14 protein-coding genes are annotated in these 18,843 nt (G+C 66.0%); 11 read left to right on the top strand and 3 right to left on the bottom strand.

The window, feature by feature from the left end:
• The first annotated feature begins 26 nt into the window (after window positions 1–26).
• The gene (locus KA419_11120) at window positions 27–2,966 is read left to right on the top strand and encodes a hypothetical protein (GenBank protein MBP7866492.1); all 2,940 of its coding nucleotides are present in this window, start codon (window positions 27–29) and stop codon (window positions 2,964–2,966) included.
• Between the two features lie 12 nt (window positions 2,967–2,978).
• On the opposite strand, the gene KA419_11115 is transcribed toward KA419_11120, so the two are convergent.
• Entirely contained in the window at window positions 2,979–4,283 is a 1,305-nt protein-coding gene (locus tag KA419_11115) for a hypothetical protein (protein ID MBP7866491.1), read from the bottom strand.
• A gap of 66 nt (window positions 4,284–4,349) precedes the next feature.
• Window positions 4,350–5,207 (bottom strand): serine/threonine protein kinase, encoded by an 858-nt coding sequence (locus KA419_11110; protein ID MBP7866490.1) that lies wholly within the window; start codon window positions 5,205–5,207, stop codon window positions 4,350–4,352.
• Between the two features lie 320 nt (window positions 5,208–5,527).
• On the opposite strand from KA419_11110, the gene amrB reads away from it, so the two are divergent.
• The 10 genes from amrB (at window position 5,528) to KA419_11060 (ending at window position 17,337) form a co-directional block, all read left to right on the top strand.
• Entirely contained in the window at window positions 5,528–6,331 is an 804-nt protein-coding gene (gene amrB / locus KA419_11105; GenBank protein ID MBP7866489.1) for an AmmeMemoRadiSam system protein B, read from the top strand.
• A gap of 198 nt (window positions 6,332–6,529) precedes the next feature.
• Complete coding sequence (locus KA419_11100; GenBank protein MBP7866488.1) at window positions 6,530–7,516, top strand: cysteine synthase family protein; 987 nt, start codon at window positions 6,530–6,532, stop codon at window positions 7,514–7,516.
• The gene (gene ccsA / locus KA419_11095) at window positions 7,516–8,196 is read left to right on the top strand and encodes a cytochrome c biogenesis protein CcsA (GenBank protein MBP7866487.1); all 681 of its coding nucleotides are present in this window, start codon (window positions 7,516–7,518) and stop codon (window positions 8,194–8,196) included. Before KA419_11100 ends, ccsA begins: the two co-directional genes overlap by 1 nt.
• Window positions 8,193–8,381, top strand: a complete 189-nt coding sequence (locus tag KA419_11090) for a CcmD family protein (GenBank protein MBP7866486.1) — start codon at window positions 8,193–8,195, stop codon at window positions 8,379–8,381. Before ccsA ends, KA419_11090 begins: the two co-directional genes overlap by 4 nt.
• Window positions 8,382–8,448: 67 nt before the next feature.
• On the top strand, window positions 8,449–9,639 hold the full coding sequence (locus tag KA419_11085) for a hypothetical protein (protein ID MBP7866485.1): 1,191 nt from the start codon (window positions 8,449–8,451) through the stop codon (window positions 9,637–9,639).
• Window positions 9,618–10,730, top strand: a complete 1,113-nt coding sequence (locus tag KA419_11080) for a hypothetical protein (GenBank protein MBP7866484.1) — start codon at window positions 9,618–9,620, stop codon at window positions 10,728–10,730. The genes KA419_11085 and KA419_11080 overlap by 22 nt, the downstream gene beginning before the upstream one ends.
• Before the next feature lie 155 nt (window positions 10,731–10,885).
• The gene (locus KA419_11075) at window positions 10,886–12,301 is read left to right on the top strand and encodes a DUF58 domain-containing protein (protein MBP7866483.1); all 1,416 of its coding nucleotides are present in this window, start codon (window positions 10,886–10,888) and stop codon (window positions 12,299–12,301) included.
• The gene (locus tag KA419_11070) at window positions 12,298–14,496 is read left to right on the top strand and encodes a DUF3488 domain-containing protein (protein ID MBP7866482.1); all 2,199 of its coding nucleotides are present in this window, start codon (window positions 12,298–12,300) and stop codon (window positions 14,494–14,496) included. Before KA419_11075 ends, KA419_11070 begins: the two co-directional genes overlap by 4 nt.
• A gap of 611 nt (window positions 14,497–15,107) precedes the next feature.
• Window positions 15,108–16,022 carry an ATP-binding cassette domain-containing protein gene (locus KA419_11065; protein MBP7866481.1) on the top strand — a complete coding sequence of 305 codons (915 nt, stop codon included), beginning with the start codon at window positions 15,108–15,110 and terminating at the stop codon, window positions 16,020–16,022.
• Complete coding sequence (locus tag KA419_11060; protein ID MBP7866480.1) at window positions 16,003–17,337, top strand: ABC transporter permease; 1,335 nt, start codon at window positions 16,003–16,005, stop codon at window positions 17,335–17,337. Before KA419_11065 ends, KA419_11060 begins: the two co-directional genes overlap by 20 nt.
• Before the next feature lie 208 nt (window positions 17,338–17,545).
• Here the strand turns inward: KA419_11060 and KA419_11055 are convergent, their stop codons facing one another.
• Window positions 17,546–18,256, bottom strand: a complete 711-nt coding sequence (locus tag KA419_11055; protein ID MBP7866479.1) for a hypothetical protein — start codon at window positions 18,254–18,256, stop codon at window positions 17,546–17,548.
• Window positions 18,257–18,843: the final 587 nt, after the last annotated feature.

Below are 18,843 nucleotides of genomic sequence, written 5' to 3'. Positions count from 1 at the left end.
TGGAAAGGAACAGGACCGGGATCGCAATGGTTTGCTCTCTTCTCTTCGCGGCGGTGTTTGCCTCCGGGGCGCCCGCCGACGGCTTCCCCCGTCCGGGAGGCGAAGCGGCGGCGGCCTCGACGTCGAATTTCACCGCCGATGCGGGCCCGTGGACGGACGTCCGCGAGGAGGCCCTCCCGGCATCCGCCGGCCGGCGCCTGATCGTTCCGCTCCGCTACCGACTGCTGGCCGTGGACCGGGACCACCTGATGGCCGTCCTGGACACGGCCCCGCCGGAGTTCGCCCCGGGAGCGCGGGAAGCAGCGGCGATCCTGTCGCTCCCCCTGCCGGACGGGTCCTTCGGCCGCTTCGCCGTGGTGGATTCGCCCATCATGGAACCGGCCCTGGCGGCACGCTATCCCGGGATCCGCACCTTCGCCGCCCAAGGGATCGACGACCCCACCGCCACGGCCCGGCTGGACTGGACGCCCCGGGGCTTCCACGCCATGGTCCTCTCGGGTGTCCGGGGCGCCGTGTTCATCGACCCCTGCCGGGAAGGCGACACGACGCACTACATCAGCTACGACAAGCGCGACTTCGTCAAGGCCGACACGGCCTCCTGGCGGTGCCACGTGGACGAGTCCGAGTTCCGCTACGCCACGCCCCTCACCGCACCGGAAGGCGTGAGTGCATCAACCGGCCCGCAGCTGCGGACCTACCGCCTGGCGGTGGGCGCCACCGGCGAGTACTCGGCCTTCCACGGCGGGACCGTCCCCCTGGCCCTGGCGGCCATCGTCACCTCCGTGAACCGCGTGGACGGCGTCTACGAGCGGGAGACGGCCATCCGGATGGTCCTGGTGGCCAACGAGGACCAGGTCATCTACACCAACGCCAGCACCGACCCCTACTCCAACTCCAGCCCCAGCGCCCTCCTCTCCGAGAACCAGACCACCCTGGACGCGGTGATCGGCGACGCCAACTACGACATCGGGCACGTCTTCAGCACGGGCGGCGGCGGGCTGGCCCAACTCCGGGTCCCCTGCGTCTCGGGGTCCAAGGCCCGGGGGGAGACGGGATCGTCCGCGCCGGTGGGCGACCCTTACGACATCGATTACGTGGCCCACGAGATGGGCCACCAGTGGGGGGGCGACCACACCTTCAACGGCAGCACCTCCGCGTGCAGCGGCAATCGGGCGAGCACCTCCGCCTACGAGCCGGGGAGCGGTTCCACCATCATGGCGTACGCCGGGATCTGCGGCGCCGAGGACCTGCAGCCCCACAGCGACCCCTACTTCCACGGCCGTAGCTTCGACCAGATCGTCAGCTACTCCACAACCGGGAACGGCAACAGCTGCGCCGTCACCACCGCAACCGGCAACCATGCCCCCACGGTGAACGCCGGTTCGGCCTACACCATCCCCGCCCGGACGCCGTTCACCCTGACGGGCTCGGCCACCGACCTGGACGGCGACCCCCTGACCTACTGCTGGGAGGAGTTCGACCTGGGCCCCAAGTCCCCGCCCAACACCGACGACGGGAGCCGTCCCATCTTCCGCTCGTTCAACCCGACCCCGTCTCCCTCCCGGACGTTCCCCCAGCTCTCGGACATCCTGAGCGACACCTCCACCTTCGGGGAAGCTTCCCCCGTCACGGACCGGACCATGACCTTCCGCCTCACCGCCCGGGACAACCGGATGGGCGGCGGGGGGGTGGCTTTCGCCAGCACCACCGTCACCGTGGTGTCGGCCGCCGGGCCCTTCCACGTGACCGCCCCCGCCGCGGGCGCCACCTGGACGGCCGGCGGGTCGCAGACCGTGACCTGGAACGTGGCCAGCACCACGGCCGCCCCGATCAGTTGTTCCCAGGTGAGCATCCTGTTATCCTTCGACGGCGGGCAGACCTTCCCCCGGGTGCTGGCCGCGGCCACGGCCAACGACGGGTCCGAGGCCGTGACGGTCCCACCGGTGAACACCACCACGGCCCGGATCAAGGTCCAGGCCGTGGGGAACATCTTCTTCGACATCTCCTCCGGCGACTTCACCCTCCAGGGCGCCGTCGCACCGGCCGCCATCGATTGCAACATGGACGGCAAGAGCGACATTCTCTGGCGCAACGACACGTCGGGCGACTTGTCGGTCTGGTACGTCAACGGCAGCGGCGTCATCGGCAGCGGCTTCCTGTGCGGGGTTTCCGGGACCACCTGGCAGGTGGCCGGGGCAGGGGACTTCGACGGGAACGGCTACGCCGACGTCCTGTGGCGCAACTCGTCCACCGGGGCGCTCTCCATCTGGCGGGTGGGGGCCTCAGGCCTGTCGGGCAGCCTGTCGCCCGGGACCGTCGGCTCCCCCTGGAAGATCACGGGGATCGCGGACGCCGACGGCGACGGTTGCACGGACATCTTCTGGCGCAACACGTCCACGGGGGACCTCTCCGCCTGGCTGATCAACGCGTTCGGCGTCAAGTCGGTGCTCTCGCTGGGGGGTGCCGCCGACGCCAACTGGGACGTCCTGGGCGCTGCCGATTTCAACGCCGACGGCAGGGCCGACGTCTTCTGGCGGCACCGGACCTCGGGGACCATGGTGGTCTGGTTGGTAGGCGTCACCGGCGTCACCGGCCAGGTGCCCCTCGGCGCCGTCGATCCGGCGGCCTGGAAGGTGAACGGCCTCGGCGACGTCGATGGCGACCGCTGTGCCGACATCGTCTGGCGGAACGACGCGTCCGGGATGCTCTCGGTGTGGCTGGTGAACGGAAGCGGTTACCGGAGTTCACTCTTTGTGGGCGGTATCGGCGACCTCGACTGGAAGGTGGTCGGCGTCGGCGACTTCAACGGCGACGGGAAGGCCGACATCTTCTGGCGGCACGCCGTCATGGGCACGATGTCCGTCTGGTTCGCCTCCGGGACGGGGATCATCGGTCAGATGTCCCCCGGTACCGTGGACCTGGCCTGGAAGACGAAGAACGACGTCAATTTCTTCCCGGCCCCGTGACCCCCGGCCTTCTCACCGGAGTGCTCTCAGCCGCCGGTGGTATTCCTCCAGGGTGATCATCCCTCGGCTGAGGAGCCGGTTCAGCTCGACGACCCGGGGGTCCTGCGGGGGGGGCGCCTGCGCCGGGAAAGGGCCCTGCCCCTGGGGCGGGTAGGGGTACCCCCCCGGCACCGGCCCGTGCGGCGGGGCCGGGTGGGGCGGTCGGACGGGGGGTGCGGCGGGGTGAGCGCCCCCGGGGGTGGGGGCATAATTTGCCCACGCACCCGGCATCGGCGGGTGAGGCCCGCCGGCGGGCGGCGGTGCCTGCACTTCGGGCCACCCCGCGGGGATCTCGCCGTACCCCGGCGGGTAGCCCCGGCGGGTGTAAGGGGGCGGGGAGTATCCCGGGTAGGTCGGCCGGGCCCGGGAGGGCGCCAGCGCGACAGTCGACAGGAGGTCCGCGAGGGCCAGCGGAAGGATGGCGTAGATTCCGATGTTCCAGCACAGCATCTTGGCGACGAGCGTCAGGGTGGCGATCCGCTCCGTGGTGTTGATGCCGGGGGCCACGGCGGCGATGACCGCGGGGAACAGCAGCAGGAGAAAAATCCCGATCCGGGCCAGGATCGCCGCGGTCCGGCTCAGCCCCAGACTGCGGGGGCCGGTCCCGGCCAGGACGCAACCGAGGACGGAGGCCGTGACGTTGAGGGCCATCGAGAGCAGGACGATCGCCATCACGCCCGCCAGGAGTCCGTCGGCGCCGCCACGGAAGAGCGCCTTGACCGGGGTGACCAGCAGGAGGCTTCCCGCTTCGGAGGGAAGGACCGGAAGCAGCAGGTGAAGCAGGAAGATTCCGCCGCCGATGCCGGCGATGACCTTGGGGAGGCGCCCGGAGGGGGCCAGGCTCGCCACGAGGGACCCCGCGTAGAGCATCGACCACCCGGCAAACCCCAGCAGCATGACCAGGAGGGTGGCCTGAGCGTCCCCAGGGAGGCGGGCCACCCCGGGCATCAAGGCATTCGAGAACTCCGACGCGCCGACGATCTGCAGGGCGACGGTGAGCAGGCCGAGCCCCAGGAGGGTGACGGCGCGGGCCACGCCCCGGGCGACGGCCCCCACCACGATGGTGAAGATCCCCGCCAGCAGGGGGTAGAGCAGGAGCACTTTCAGGATGCCCGGCACCGGGGAGCCGCTTTTGAACACTTCGAGGTTCAGGAAAATGAGCCGTTCCCCCACGAGAACCGGCAGGGCGAAGCCCAGGACCGCCAGGACCCCCGCGGTGACCAGCGCCGCGGTGAAACTGGAGCGTTCCGGGTAGTCCGGGGTTTGGGTCTGTTGCATCCTGGCCTCCTCCCTGAATTCAATCCGCCCCTGCGTATCCTCTTTTTACGACCGGCTGCGGGCGCATCAGTCTTCTTCGACGTCGTCGGCGACGAGGTTGGGTTCCATGGCGGACAGGTGTTCCCGGATGGCCCGGCGAAGGTGGGAAATGGAAGGGTAGCGGGCGGAGGCGTCCTTGGCGAGGGCCTTCCGGATGATGCGGTCGAGTCCCTCGTCCACCATGGGGTTGATGTCGTGGATGGCGGGAGGGTCTTTCTTGGTGATGTTCAGGATGGTGTCGGCGATGGTGTCCCCGGTGAACGGTTTCTTTCCCGCCAGCATCTCGAAGCACACGATTCCCACGGCGAACTGGTCGGCCTGGTGGGAGATGGGGATGCCCATCACCTGTTCGGGCGACATGTAGTGGGCGCTCCCCAGGAGGAAGTTGCTGCCGGGGAGGGTGGGGGAGGAGGCCAGCTTGGCCACGGAGAAATCCATGATCTTGACCTGGTCGTCGGGGGTGATCATGATGTTTTCGGGCTTGATGTCCCGGTGGACGATGCCTTGCCGGTGAGCGCACGCCAAGCCCTTGCAGATCTGCTTCGAGAACCGGTAGAACCGCCGGAGGGGGACGAAGCGCTCGATCTCCATGACCTCGCGCAGCCGTTTCCCGTGAATGTACTCCATGATGATCACGTAGCGTTCGTTGAAGTAAGACACGTCGAAGATGGCGGCGACATTGGGGTGGATGACCTTGCCCTGTGCCTGGACCTCCTTCTTGAACCGCTGGAGCATCCCCGGCTGTTCCAGGATCTCGGTCCGGATGATCTTCAGGGCGACGAAGCGCTCGATGACGGGGTCGAAGGCCTTGTAGACCTCCCCGGAACTCCCCTGCCCGAGGATCTCAAGAACGGCGTATTTCCCGATCTTCTCGGGCTGTTTCACGGGGTTCTCCACTGCGATGAAAATCCGGCGCGTGCACCACGCGGAGCATAAGAGAAAAAGGCGTTGAGTGCAAGCGGAATGTGGCATAGAATAGGCTGAAGACTGAAGGTAGATAGGCTGAAGGGGAGAAAACGGCACGATGGTTCGCTTTTCAGTTTCTCCATTGCTCCCGGTTTCGGTTTGGTTTTGTTCTCCGGGCTGATCTGCCTCTCACACCAGCCGAGCCGACCGTCCTCTTTACTGCGTGGAGTGAGCAGGAATCTGACCGATACCTTCAGCCGAAACACCTTCAGCCTAATAACCTCTCCAGGGGGTTTCCCATGAACACCCGGATGCCTGCCGTGGCCGGACGGTTCTACCCCGGATCCGCCGCATCCCTGCGCCGGGAACTCGAAAGCCTGGTGCCGCAAACAACCGACAAGCGCGCCGTGAAGGGCCTCGTCGCCCCCCACGCCGGCTACGTCTACTCGGGCCCCGTGGCGGGGGCCGTTTACGCCGCCGTGAGCATCCCGGAGCGGGCCCTGGTCCTCTGCCCGAACCACACGGGAAGGGGGGCCCCTTTCGCCGTCCAGAGCGAAGGGGCCTGGGCGACGCCGCTCGGGGAGGTCCCGATCGAGTCGTCCCTGGCCCGGCGCCTGAAGGAGGAATGCCCGCTCCTGGAAGAGGACGGGGCCGCGCACGCCCGGGAACACTCCCTCGAGGTGCAGCTCCCCTTCCTTCAGCACCTGGCCCCGGGGATCCGGTTCGTCCCGGTCTGCGTGGGGAGCGGTCGGCTCGGGTCCCTCCTGGAGCTGGGGGACAGCATCGCCCGGGTCCTCGAGGCCGAACCGGAGACCCTCCTGGTGGCCAGTTCCGACATGACCCACTACGAGTCGGCGACCGCCGCACGGAAGAAGGACGAGAAGGCCATCGACCGCATGAAGGCCCTGGATCCCGAGGGCCTTTTCCGGGTGGTGACGGAGCATGCCATCTCCATGTGCGGATACGCGCCCGCGGTGGTGGTCATGCAGGCCTGCCGCGCGCTGGGGGCCACGCGCGGAGAACTCGTCCGGTACGCCAACTCGGGTGACGTCTCCGGTGATTACGCCGCGGTGGTGGGATACGCCGGCGTCATCTTCCTCTGAGGTGAGGGGTGCTGGAGCAGATCCGCCAATTCGTCCCGGAGGTGGGGATCGGCCTCTTCATGGCCCTCTTCCTCTCCCTGACGGCCTGTTCCGCCGCCGGCCTCGCGGTCTTCCCCCTCTTGTGATTGCCTTTTTCCCCCGGATAGGCTAAGGTATCCCTTTGCCGAACACTCTTTCGGGAGTTCGAACATGCCGAATATGTGGGATCGAAGACGCCGGTGCCGGAACAGCGTGGTGGACTGCATCGGGACCACGCCCATGGTCCGGATCAACCGGATCACCGAGGGCTGCGGCTGCGACATCTTCGCCAAGCTGGATTTCATGAACCCCATGGGCAGCAGCAAGGACCGCATCGCCAAGTACATGATCGAGAAGGCGGAGCGGGACGGACGGCTCAAGCCCGGGGACGTCATCCTCGAAAATTCCTCGGGCAACACGGCCCTGGGTCTGGCCATGGTGGCCATACAGAAGGGCTACCGGTTGCGGGTCGTGGTCCGGGACCGGATCAGCATGGAGAAGTTCAACCTCCTCCGGACCCTGGGGGCGGAGGTGGTCAAGGCCGACACCTCCCTGCCGCCGGAGCACCCCGACAGCTACAACAACATCACGCCCCGCCTGGCCCGGGAAACCCCCTCCTGCTTCTTTCCCGATCAGCACAACAACCGGGAGAACAACGAGGCCCACTACCACACCACCGGCCCGGAGATCTGGGAGCAGATGGAGGGCCGGATCGATTATGTGGTGCTCGGGGTCGGCACCGGGGGCACCTGCGGCGGGGTCTCCCGCTTCCTCAAGGAGCAGGACCCGCGGATCCGGGTGGTGGCCGTGGACATCGAAGGGTCCGTCTACACCGGGTACTTCCGCACGGGGAAGGTTCCCCCCTCGGCGCCGTATCTCCTGGAAGGCCTGGGGGACGAGTTCATCATCGGCTGCATGGAGTTCGACCGGATCGACGACATCCTCCAGGCCACCGACCGGGACGCCTTTCTCATGGCCCGACGCCTGGCCCGCGAGGAGGGGATCATGGCCGGGGGGTCCAGCGGGGCCGCGCTCTGGGCCTGCCTGGAAGTGGCCCGGGGTCTCGGGCGCCCCGCCCGCATCGCCACCCTCTTCCCCGACGGCGCGGCCCGGTACCTGTCCACGATCTTCAACGACGACTGGATGAGGGAGAAAGGACTGCTCTGATGACGCCTCGACGGTTCCGACACCTGGCCGTCTTCGCCGCGTCGGCCCTCCTCGCCGTTGCGGCGATGTGGGCCGTTTTCGTCCATGCGCCCCGTGAGCGGGCGATGGGCGAGATCCAGCGCATCTTCTACATCCACGTGGCGCTGGCGTGGGTCGGGATCGCGGCGTTCGTCGTCCTTTTCGCAGCCAGCGCCCTGTACCTCTGGAACGGGAGAACCGCCCTGGACCGGTTGGCGCAGGCCACGGCCGAGACCGGGGTCCTCTTCGCCACCCTGGTCCTGGTGACGGGGTCCATCTGGGCCCGCGGCGTGTGGGGGGCCTGGTGGGTGTGGGACCCCCGCCTGACATCCTCCCTGGTGCTGTGGATGCTCTACGCGGCTTACCTCGCCCTCCGCCGGCAGGTGAGGGACCCCCTTCGCCGGATGCGGTTCTCGGCGGTTTACGCCATCATCGCCTTCCTGGACGTCCCCGTCGTGTTCTTCTCCATCCGCTGGTGGCGCGGTCAGCACCCCGAACCCGTCGGGATGGCCCCGGAAATGCTCCACGCGGTGCTGGCCGCCTGCGCCGCGTGCACCGTCCTCGGGGCGCTCGTGGTGTCCCTCCGCTGCGGGACGCTGAAACTGGAGCACGCCCTCGAGGGCCTCCAGGCCGAACTCCGTGAGAGGTCAAAACTATCGTGAATCACTGGCTTTTTGCCGCTTACAGCTCCGTTTTCGTCCTCCTCCTGGGATATCTCCTCTTCCTGAGTTCCAGGCTGGAGCGTCTGTCCTCCGACATCGAGGACCTGCGGGAGGAACTGGCCCGGGTCCCGCGGGACGGGGCGGGGACGGACTCCGAAGCTTCCGCGACGCGTCCGGGCCCCTGACGCCGGCCGGGTTTCGCCCGGACCCGGCCCGTCCCGAGATTCGGCACCAATCCTTTGGGAGGAGACCATGGCCCTGTATGAATTGACGGAATTTCTCCGGCTTTCCGCCGTCCTCAACTACCAACTGAGCGCCCGCCCGCTGGACCTGGACAACGTGCTGATCGTCATCCTGGGCAAGAAGACTCTCCCGGAGCGCGACAGCCTGATCCTCAAGAACTTCATCGACTACCTGGAGAAGGTCTACGGGCAGAAGCGGCGGAAGATGGGCCCCCCCGCCATCCTGCACCCCCTGCGGGCCGCGTCGCTCCTGGCCCGGGCCATCGAACAGCCTTCCATGCTGGACCTGGTGGCGGAACTGCTCCACGACAACATCGAGGACATCAACCCCGAGGACTTCGCCGCCGAGGACTGGTCGCGCCTGGACGAACTCTTCCACGCCTGCATGGAACCCCTCCCCGAAACCGACCGCTGGTTCCTGATGGAACGTCTCCGCTGGCTGACCAAGCGTTCCGACGAGACCTACTACTCCTACATCGGGCGCCTCCTCGACCTCTCGCGGAACACCCCGGAGGCCGTTCGGGTCAAGCTGGCGGACCGGCTCGACAACACCCTGGACCTTCGCATCGACATCGAGGACCCCCTTCAGGGCATCGACTTTTTTGAAGGGATTTTCCAGATGATGTTCATCAACACCTACCGGGGGACCCGCCCCGGCATGCCGCACGCGCGGTCCGCCCCGCCCCTCAACGGCTCCCAGCGGCTGTTTCAGCTCTTCAAGAACATCGTGCTGATGACGCTCGTCCGCAAGCGCCGGTCCGCCCTGGACGACCCGGCCGTGAAGAACCTCTTCAACGCCCTGGCCATGGCGGGGATGAAGGAAGCCCAGCGGATCGCCGTCCACATCTTCAGCTACCACCTCACCGACATCTCGGTTCAGCGCAAGCTCGTCTTCGACGCCATGCAGTACGTGCAGAAGGGCGGCATCGATTCGGTGACCAGCCCGGGCACCGGCAGCCGCCTGGACGGCCTCTTCATCTCCCGTTTCGACGACCCCGTGAAGAAGCAGCGAAACCAGAAGCTCGACGACCTGTACCACGACAAGGCGCTCATGGTGGAGGCCGCCATCGCGTTCATCGTGATCTTCCTCAGCTTCCTCAACGACCCCGATTTCTACGTCAAGGGGGTCAGCGAGCAGGGGATCCAGCCGGGAAGTCCGGAAGGGCAGGCGGGAGGGCCATGGCCGACGCCGTCATCCTGACCGCCCGTTTCGGGCACGGACACTTCAGTGCGGCGGACAATGTCCGGTCCGCCCTGGAGGAACTGTACCCGGAGCTGCAGACCCGGGTCCTCGACCCCTTCGAGATCGCCAATCCCCGCTACTACCATTTCCTTCGCGGGCTCTACCGGTTCACCGCCAACCGGCTGCCGGGGGTCTGGCACCTCTTCTTCCGCCTCACGGACCGGTACGCCTTCGGCGAGCGGCGGTTCCGGTCCCACCCGGTCGTTTCACGCTTCTTCCGGACCCTTCACGACACTTACGACCCCCGCGTCGTCATCTCCACCTACCCCATCTTCGCCGACGCCGTCGAACACCTCTGCCCCCCCGGGCCCCGGAGGAAGTTCCCGGTCCTGACCATGGTGACGGACTCGGTGACCGTGAACCGGGCTTGGGTTCGGGGGAAATCGGACCTCTGGATGACGGCGGATTCCCTGACGGCACGAACCCTGGAGAAGATGGGCGTCCCGGCCGAACGGATCGCCGACACCGGTTTCCCGACACCGCCCCGCTTCGTCCGGCTGCTGAAAGCGAAAGGGGAGAAGGCGGACGCCGCCGGGGACCGGCCGCTGACCCTCCTCTACCTGCCGAACCTGGGGACCCAGAACCTCTTCCGAATCCTGGACATCCTCGGCTGCAACGAAAGACTGAAAGTCATCCTGGCCCTGGGTGACCGACCGCGCCTGATTCGCAGGGCTCTTCACCGCGTGGAGCGTCTCCGGTGCGACTTCGAGGTCCTCGGGTGGTGCCCCGACATCCCCGACCGCATGCTCGAGTCGGACATGGTGATCACCAAGGCCGGGGGGGCCACGGTCCACGAAGCGCTGGCCGCCGGCTGCCCCGTGGTGATCTCCCGGGTGACCCCGGGGCAGGAGGAGGGGAACGCCCGCCTGATCGAGTCGCTGGGGATGGGGATCGTGGTGCGCAACGTCAAGGGTCTGTCCAGCCTGCTCCAGTTTTTCCAGCAGGTGGACTACGCGGTGTTGGACGGCCTCCGGCGCAACGTGGAACGTTTCCGCCGGCCTGACGCGGCCTACCGGATCGCCGAGTTGGCGAAAGGGAGGATGGGGTGAGCGGAAAGGGGTCGTGGGGATGCCGCAGGGGAAAGAAGTCGGGGGAGCGGACGGCAGGGTGGGGCGGGCGCGTGTCGATGTGCCCTGAAGGGCAGGCGAAGCGACGGACCGGCCGGGGGCCTGCCTCCTGTCTCCTTCCCGGAGGATGATCGTCCATGTCGCGAAAGGTGCCGATCGCCGAGCCCGCCCCCCGGAAGAAGGACCACGCCTTCTTCTGGTCCCTGGTCCTGCTCGGCCTGACGATCCTCTTCTTCAGGGTCGCCACCCACCTCTTCCGGACCGGCCTGCGCATGCCGGGGATGATGCTGTCCATGGCGGGCATGCTGATCCTGATCGCGGAGCTGGTCCTTTTCCTGCCCGTCCTCTACCGGAACGCCTTTCACGGCTCCTCGCTTCCCGGGCGCTTCCGCGTGACCGCCGGGGGGTGGATCTTCCTCCTGATGGTCCTCCTCCTCGGGCTCGCCGCGGTGAACACGGGGAACAACCTCCTCTACATCGTTCTCTCCTTCCTTATCGCCACCATCGTGGTGTCGGGGATCGTCTCCCGGGTCTCGCTGCGCAACGTCAGGATCGCCCTCGATTTCCCCGACGTCATCTTTGCCGGGGAGAGCGTGGTCGGACGCCTGACCGTAGTCAACGGGAAGCGCTTCGCGGCGTCCTTCTCCATCGGCGTGGAGTGCCGCCTCTTCAACGAGACCTTCTCGGGCGTCCCGGCCGCGCCGGTAAAACGGCAGCCACGCCTCGCCCGGAAGCGGCGGGCGCCGCGGGAAGTCCCCCTGGTCCGCAGCCGGGTCTATGCCCCCGCCATCGGCCCCCGGCTCACGGCCGCCTTCACGTTCCCGGTCCGGTTCGACCGGCGGGGCCTCTACCGGATCCAGGAGATCGAGCTGGGCACGGCCTTCCCCTTCGGCTTCTTCCGGAAGACCCGCATCCTGGAGGGGAACGGCGAACTGATCGTCTACCCCAACCCGGCGGAGCCGGACGAGGTGCAGCGGATCATCGAGGAACGTCTCGAGGACCAGCCCACGGACCGGAAAGGGCCCGGTTCGGAGATCTACGCCCTGCGCGACTACGTGGACGGGGAGGATATCCGCCTGGTGCACTGGAAGGTGTCCGCCCGCATCGGCCGGCTGATCACCCGGGATTTCACCAAGGACGGCAAGGAGCGTATCCGGGTCCTGTTCGACCAGGCCGCCCCGGGGGAAAGCGGGGAGGAAACCGGTGAAGGGCGGGATTCCGCGCGTTTCGAGAAGGCCCTGTCCATCCTCGCGTACCTCACGCTGGAATCCAAGGGGGAAGGCAATCTCCTGGAGATCGCCTTCAGCCACCCCGGGGAAGGGGAACCCGAATCGGAGAGCGACGACGATGCCCTCCTCCGCCGCCTGGCCCTGGCCCGCATGGCGCCTCCGCCGGAAACGGAGCCCGCCCACCCGTTCAACTCCCCCGTCTTTCTCTCCGCGGCGGGCCACGAGATCCAGGAGCGTTACATCCTGGTCTCCTTCCGGCCGCCCGGGGCCTTCGGCGCCCTGGCCGGGTGCATCGACATCCATGTGGACATGGGGGCGCTGTGAGGTACGCCACCAGCTTCCGCCTCGCCGCCTGCCAGATGGTCCTCGCCGGGTTTTTGCCCCTGCTCCTCACGGGCAGGCTCGGGATCGTCCAAGGGTTGATCTTCCTCGCCTACCTCGTTTTCGTGATGGCCTCGCCCCGGTTCACCCATCCGCCGAAAAGCCGGGAATCCGTGTGGCGGACCCTTCTCGGGTCGCTCCTGATCCTCTCCCTCTACCTGGCGGACACCGCCGTCCTCTCCCGGGATTTCATCATGGCCCTGGCCCACGTGACCATGGTCATCGTGGCGCTGAAACTGGCACGGCCCCGCCGGGCCCGGGACCTGCTCTACGTCGCGGCGCTCTCGCTGGGGTTTCTGCTCCTGTCCAGCCTTTACACGTTCGATCTCTGGTTCCTGCTTTTTGCGGCATGGTTCTTCGTCGCGGGCGTCCAGACCCTGATGCTGCTGGAGATCCGGGCGGCCTCGGCGCGGTTTCGCCCGGAGGCCGGGGAAGGGGAGACCCCTCTCTCGGAGGTCCCCGTCCTCTCCGACCTGGAGATCCCCGTTCGGTCCCGCCGCCTGGTGCTCCTGAGCCTGGCGACTTTCGTCGCCGTCGTCGCCCTGGCGGTCCCGCTCTTCCTCGGGCTTCCCCGCCTGGCTTTCGGGGTCCTTCAGTGGGACCTCCTCCGCGACAACGCCCAATCCGGCTTCACCGAGACCACCCGCCTGGGGGAGGCGGCCTCCATCCGGCAGAGCGAGGCGGTGGTCATGCGCGTCCGGACGGAGCTCCCGCCGGAACAGCTCCCCCCCGACCTCAAGTGGCGGGGGATCGCTCTCGACCGCTTCGACGGCTGGAACTGGAGTTCCTGGCGCAAGCCGGTCCTGGTGTCGAACGTGCGCCCCGGGGAATTCCACCGGGTGGCGGACACCCGGCGCCGCGAGAAACTCCTCCGCCAGGAGTTCTACCTCGAGCCCATGGGCACGCAGACGGTTTTCCTGGCCTTCCGCCCGCACAGCGTCTCGTGGGAGGTCGGGCCCATCGTGTTCAACAGCGACGTGATCCGGACCCTGCGCGTCAACCCGGACAAGTTCCGCTACACGGCGATCTCGGACATCCGGCGCCCCACCCCGGCCGAACTGGAGGCAACCCCGCCCGTCGACACCGAGCAGTTCTACCTCCCCAGCACCCTGGAAATCCGGAACTACTCCTTCCGGATCGCCGAACTCGCGGACCGCGTTACCCGGGACGCCCCGTCCCCGTGGGCCAAGGCCCAGGCGCTGACCCGCTTCCTCCGGGACAACTACCGTTACTCCCTGGAGATGAGCCCCTGCCCGCCGGGCCGGCGTCCCGTGGAATTCTTCCTCTTCGACATGCGGATGGGCCACTGCGAGTACTTCGCCTCCACCCTGGCCCTGATGCTCCGCTACGAGGGCATCCCCTCGCGGTTGGTCAACGGCTTCCAGGCGGGGGAGGTCAACCCCATCAACAACACCTTCATCGTCCGCCAGAAGGACGCCCACAGCTGGGTGGAAGCCTGGTTCCATGGCGTCGGGTGGGTGGAGCTCGACCCGACCCCTTCGGTGCCCTTCCGGGTCCGGTCGGGGTTCCTGGCCTTTTTCGAGAACCTGCTCGAGTACGTTCACTTCCTCTGGATCAGCCAGATCGTCAACTACGACCTCGCGGACCAGACCCAGGTTTTCGCCTGGGTCCGGAGCAACTTCCGCAGTGCGGGCGAGTGGCTGAAATCGGTCTTCAAAGGCGTCGAGAAGTTCTTCACCGCTCTGTGGGGGCTGGTCACCCCGGGAGCCGACGCCGAAGCGCCCGCGTGGTTCCTGCCCCTGGTCCTGGCCCCCGTGGCCGCGGCGGCCGGCGTGCTGCTCTTCCGGCTTCTCCGCCGGGTGGCCCGTGCCTTCGGGGGCCGGAAAGCCCGGGTCCACCTCCTGGCCCTCCGGGTCCGGGAACGGTTTTTCCGGGCGTGCGCCCGGGCGGGCTACCGCCGGGCACGGGGAGAGACCTTCCGGGAATTTCTCGGGCGGATTCGTCTGGCGGAGTCCTGCCCGGCCGGTTTCCTGGAGGCCTTTGGCGAAGGCTACCACCGGCTGCGTTTCGACCCTTCCTGCGACGAGGAGGAACTCTCCCGTCGGCTGGAAGCGCTCCTGCCCCGCCTCTCGGCGGCCCTGGTCAAGTGCCGGGGAGAGCGGCCGGCCGATCGATGAGCTCCCCGGAAAGGGAACCACGAAATACAGCGCCCCACTTTTCCTTGCGGTCTTTGCGCCTTGGCGAGAGTAAAACCGGACATTGATCTCGCCAAGGCGCAAAGACCGCCAAGGAAGACCGCTGAAGCGCCTGCTTGTGTCGCAGGCCCCGTCAGCGCCGTCTGCTCCTTCGGCCCGGCCTGTCCCTTTGTCCCTTCGCGCCTCGGTTTCATCACGGCGCCCTCACGCCGGCTAAAGCTCGCACCCTCCCCCCCCCGTGCCTGCACGCCTGTGTTTCATTCTTTTGCAGCTGCGTGGGTTGCGCTGGGGCCGCGCCGCTCCGGCAGCCTGCGCGGCGCGATCAAAGCGGCGCTCCGGCAGCCTTCGCGCCGCACTCCGCAGAAGAGGCGGAGCCGCTTGCGACAGCGATGCCGATGGCGACAGCGATGCCGATGGCGATACCGATACCGATGGCGACAGCGATACCGATACCGATACCGATACCGATTCCGAGGCCAACGGGAACCCTTCCGGACCTACAGCCTACAGCCTACAGCCTATAGCCTTTTCCTGAAACAATCCCCAGGCTTCTCCGTACAATGCTCCCGACAATCGTTTGAAAGGGGACGCGAATGGTCCTGGAACTCAAATCGATCCGCAAGTGTTTCGGCAAGGTGGCCGCGGTGGACGGCGTTTCCTTCTCGGTGGAGAAGGGGACGATCTACGGGCTCCTGGGCCCCAACGGCGCCGGCAAGACCACCACCATCCGAATGATCATGTCCATCCTGCTTCCCGACGAGGGGGAAGTCCGGGTCCTGGGCAACGGCATCGGCGCCGCCGTCCGCGACCGGATGGGCTACCTCCCCGAAGAACGGGGCCTCTACCGCAAGATGAAGATCCTGGACATGCTGGTCTTCTTTGGCCGCTCCCACGGCCTGGGCACCGCCGATGCGAAGAAACGCGCCGCCGAGTGGCTCAAGAAGATGGAACTGCCCGGGGTGCAGCGGAAGAAGGTGGAGGAGCTGTCCAAGGGGATGCAGCAGAAGGTGCAGTTCATCGCCGCGGTGCTTCACGCGCCCGATCTCCTGGTCCTGGACGAGCCCTTCTCCGGCCTCGACCCCATCAACACCCAGGTCCTCAAGGACGCCGTTCTGGAGATGAACCGCAACGGCACCACCGTGATCTTCTCCACCCACAACATGGAGGAGGCGGAGAAGATGTGCAACGCCATCTGCCTCATCAACCACGGCAAGGCCGTGGTCTCCGGCCCGCTCGGCGACATCAAGCGGGGTTACGGGAAACGTTCCATCATCGTGGAGGGCACGGGGGAACTGGCGAAAGTCCGGGACCTCGACTACGTGGAGAAGATCGACCTCTACGAGAACTACGCCGAAGTCCGCCTCAAGGCCGGCGAAAGCCCCCAGCGCCTGCTGAAGGACCTGGTGGGCGTCCTGGACATCCGGAAGTTCGAGGTGGTGGAGCCCACCCTGCGCAACATTTTCATCGATCTCGTGAGCGGAGGCGAACGTGAACATCAGGGCGTTTGAAATCATTCGGCGGGAGTTCCTGGAGCGGGTCAAGAAGAAGAGCTTCTGGATTTCCACCGTCCTCTTCCCGGTGATGATCCTCGGGTTCACGGTGCTGCCCGCCTTCCTGGGGCGCGTCTCCCTCCAGAAGGACGTCAGGATCGCCGTCATCGACCTGAGCGGGAAATCCTTCGAGGAGTTCGCCCTCAACCTGACCGCCCGACCCGGGGCCGGGAAGACGGCGGAGGGCAAGGGAAGCACCCCAACCGAGCCGCGGGGGAGCTACGCCCCGCCGACCCTCGTGCCCGTCCCGCCGGGCAAGACCCTCGAGACGGTCCTGGACGGCATCAAGAAACGCATCGGCGACGGCGAGTTCGAGGGTTGCGTGGTGATCCCGAAGCAGCTCGAGGAGCCCGAGAAGATCGAGTACTTCGGCAAGAGCGTCAGCAACATCAACCTGCTCAGGGATATCCAGAACGCCATCGACCCCATTGTGCTCAAGGACCGGCTGGAGCGAAACCAGATCCCGGCCACGGGCGAGCAGATCCGCCAGTGGGTGCGCTCGCTCCCGCTGGAGACCAGCCAGGTGGAGAAGGGGGGGGCGTCCAAGAAAAGCGGGTTCCTCTCGGCCTTCATGATGACCTTCGTTTTCGTCTTCATCCTCTACATGGCCCTCATCATCTACGGCATCGCCAACCTCCGCGGCGTGCTGGAGGAGAAGACCTCCCGCATCATGGAGATCCTGCTCTCCACCTTCACACCCCGGCAGATCATGACCGGCAAGCTAGTGGGCATCGGGATGGTGGGCCTGACCCAGATGGGGGTCTACGCCCTCTGCATGCTGGGGATGCTGGTTTACTCCGCCGTGTCCGCCGCCACCCTGGACCCCAACATCGCCCAGACCCTGGCCAACTTCAACCCCATCTACCTGCTCTACTTCATCATCTTCTTCGTCCTGGGGTACTTCATCTACTCGGCCCTGTTCCTGGGGATCGGCTCCCTGTGCTCGTCCGAGGAGGACGCCCAGAACCTGCAGTCGGTGGTGATGATCCCCATCATCATCCCCATGGTCCTCACCATGTTCTTCATCAACAACCCCGACGCCATGCTGACCCGCATCGTCTCCCAGGTCCCGCTCTTCACGCCCCTGGTGATGCTGATGCGGGTCATGGTGCAGACGCCGCCCTGGTGGGAGATCTGGCTCTCCATCGTGCTCAGCGTGGCCTTCCTCTTCCTCACCATGTGGGCCGTGGCGAAGGTCTTCCGGGTGGGGGTTCTGATGTACGGCAAGCGGCCGTCCTTCGCCGAGGTGATCCGCTGGTTCCGCTCGGCGTAAGATCATCAACCACGAACCACACGAAATACACGAACAGGGGAAAGACCGGGGCGGGCGAACCGCCCCGGTTTCATTTCCGGCCAGGTGAACGGTGTCGTGCAGGTTTTCGAAGGACGCGCTGGATCCAACCGCGGAGGACGCAGAGAATCGCAGAGTCCATTTCATCAGGATCTTGGTCCCTTTTTTAAGACGAGGTCAACCCCGCAGGTCATTCACATATGACCCCTACGATTTTCAAAGTGTTCTTGCGCTTGCAACAGATGAGGTGACACTTGTCACCAGGGAAGAGCTGAATTCGATAGTATTTCCTCCCTTCCATCAGGGTGCAGGAATACTCTGATTTCTCGATGCATTCCGAAAGGTTTTTTATAAGACCCTCCTGTGGAAAAAACCTTCGAAGCCGACGTTCCACCTCGTCCAGGATCGGTTCCAGTGCTCTCAACGCCCTTATCAGCACTTGTTCATCCTCTGATTCCTCGAGTTCCCTTTCCCGGAATAGTCGGTATGTATAGCCCATCCGAAATCCTGGTGAGTTCATCACCTGGTCGAGAGTGACAAGCACGGCGTCGCCTGGATACTCAGGCCAAGTCCCGTAGAGACACATAAGATGTAGATAATACAATCGGAACCCCAGGCAATTGAGAATCCGAGAGCGTAACTTAATATTTTTTCTATATTTGGCCAGATGCAAGAGGTCTAGATTCCTCTCTGCCTGGTTTTCTGGGGCCCTGATCCAAGGGGATTCCAGGACCCGGCAGGCCTTCCCCTCGACGAACAGCGTGTGCAGGAAGTCCCGGAAGAAGTATTTCAATTGGGCCCGTTCGGCCGGGGTCAGCGGGACTTGCTCCCAATCGGCCCCAATCGAAATCGTCCCGCATCCGATGAACGCCAGGATGAACAGTACGATTCTGTAATGCATGGCTTGTTTCCCCTGATACTCTACCACAGGATCAGGATAAACATTTGGGGAACGCCGGTTGTCATGGAATTGTCACGAAACAGTCAGGATTTTGCTTGCGCCAACGGCGCAACCTCCCTTAGCCCAGGCCAACGGCCTGGGGTTTAAAGCGCCGTCCTGATCGGATGGGCGGCCTGAAGGGTCGCAACGGGAAAATCCCAATCATCCGCGTCAAACCAATACGGCGCCCTGGGGCGCCTCCGGATTAAATCATCGCCTGACCGGGGGCTGCCGCCGCCGCGGCCGCCCCCGGCTCAGGTCCGGCATCCCTCCGGGATTGGAACGATCGGAATGCGGCGGGTGAGTTCGCCACCGTCGTTCAACCCCTGCCGGGGTTGGGATGCTCATCTTGTCATCCTCCATCTACACCCGAACCATCTCCAACCGCACACCCTCTCGCCGCGACGCCCGGGTTAGCCCTGCCAGCACTTTCGCAAGGGAAAAAGTTGGCATGATCTAACCCCGCCCTGATCGGGCTATCAGCTCGCGGAACGCCCGGGGTCACCTCACAAATCATTCTTGCAATATCAAGTTCCCTCTTGACTAGC

Source organism: Acidobacteriota bacterium, from assembly GCA_018001935.1.
Taxonomy (GTDB): Bacteria; Acidobacteriota; JAAYUB01; order JAAYUB01; family JAAYUB01; genus JAGNHB01.
Note: the sequence above shows the minus strand (reverse complement) of the source record. Positions and strands in the feature narration are given on the sequence as shown.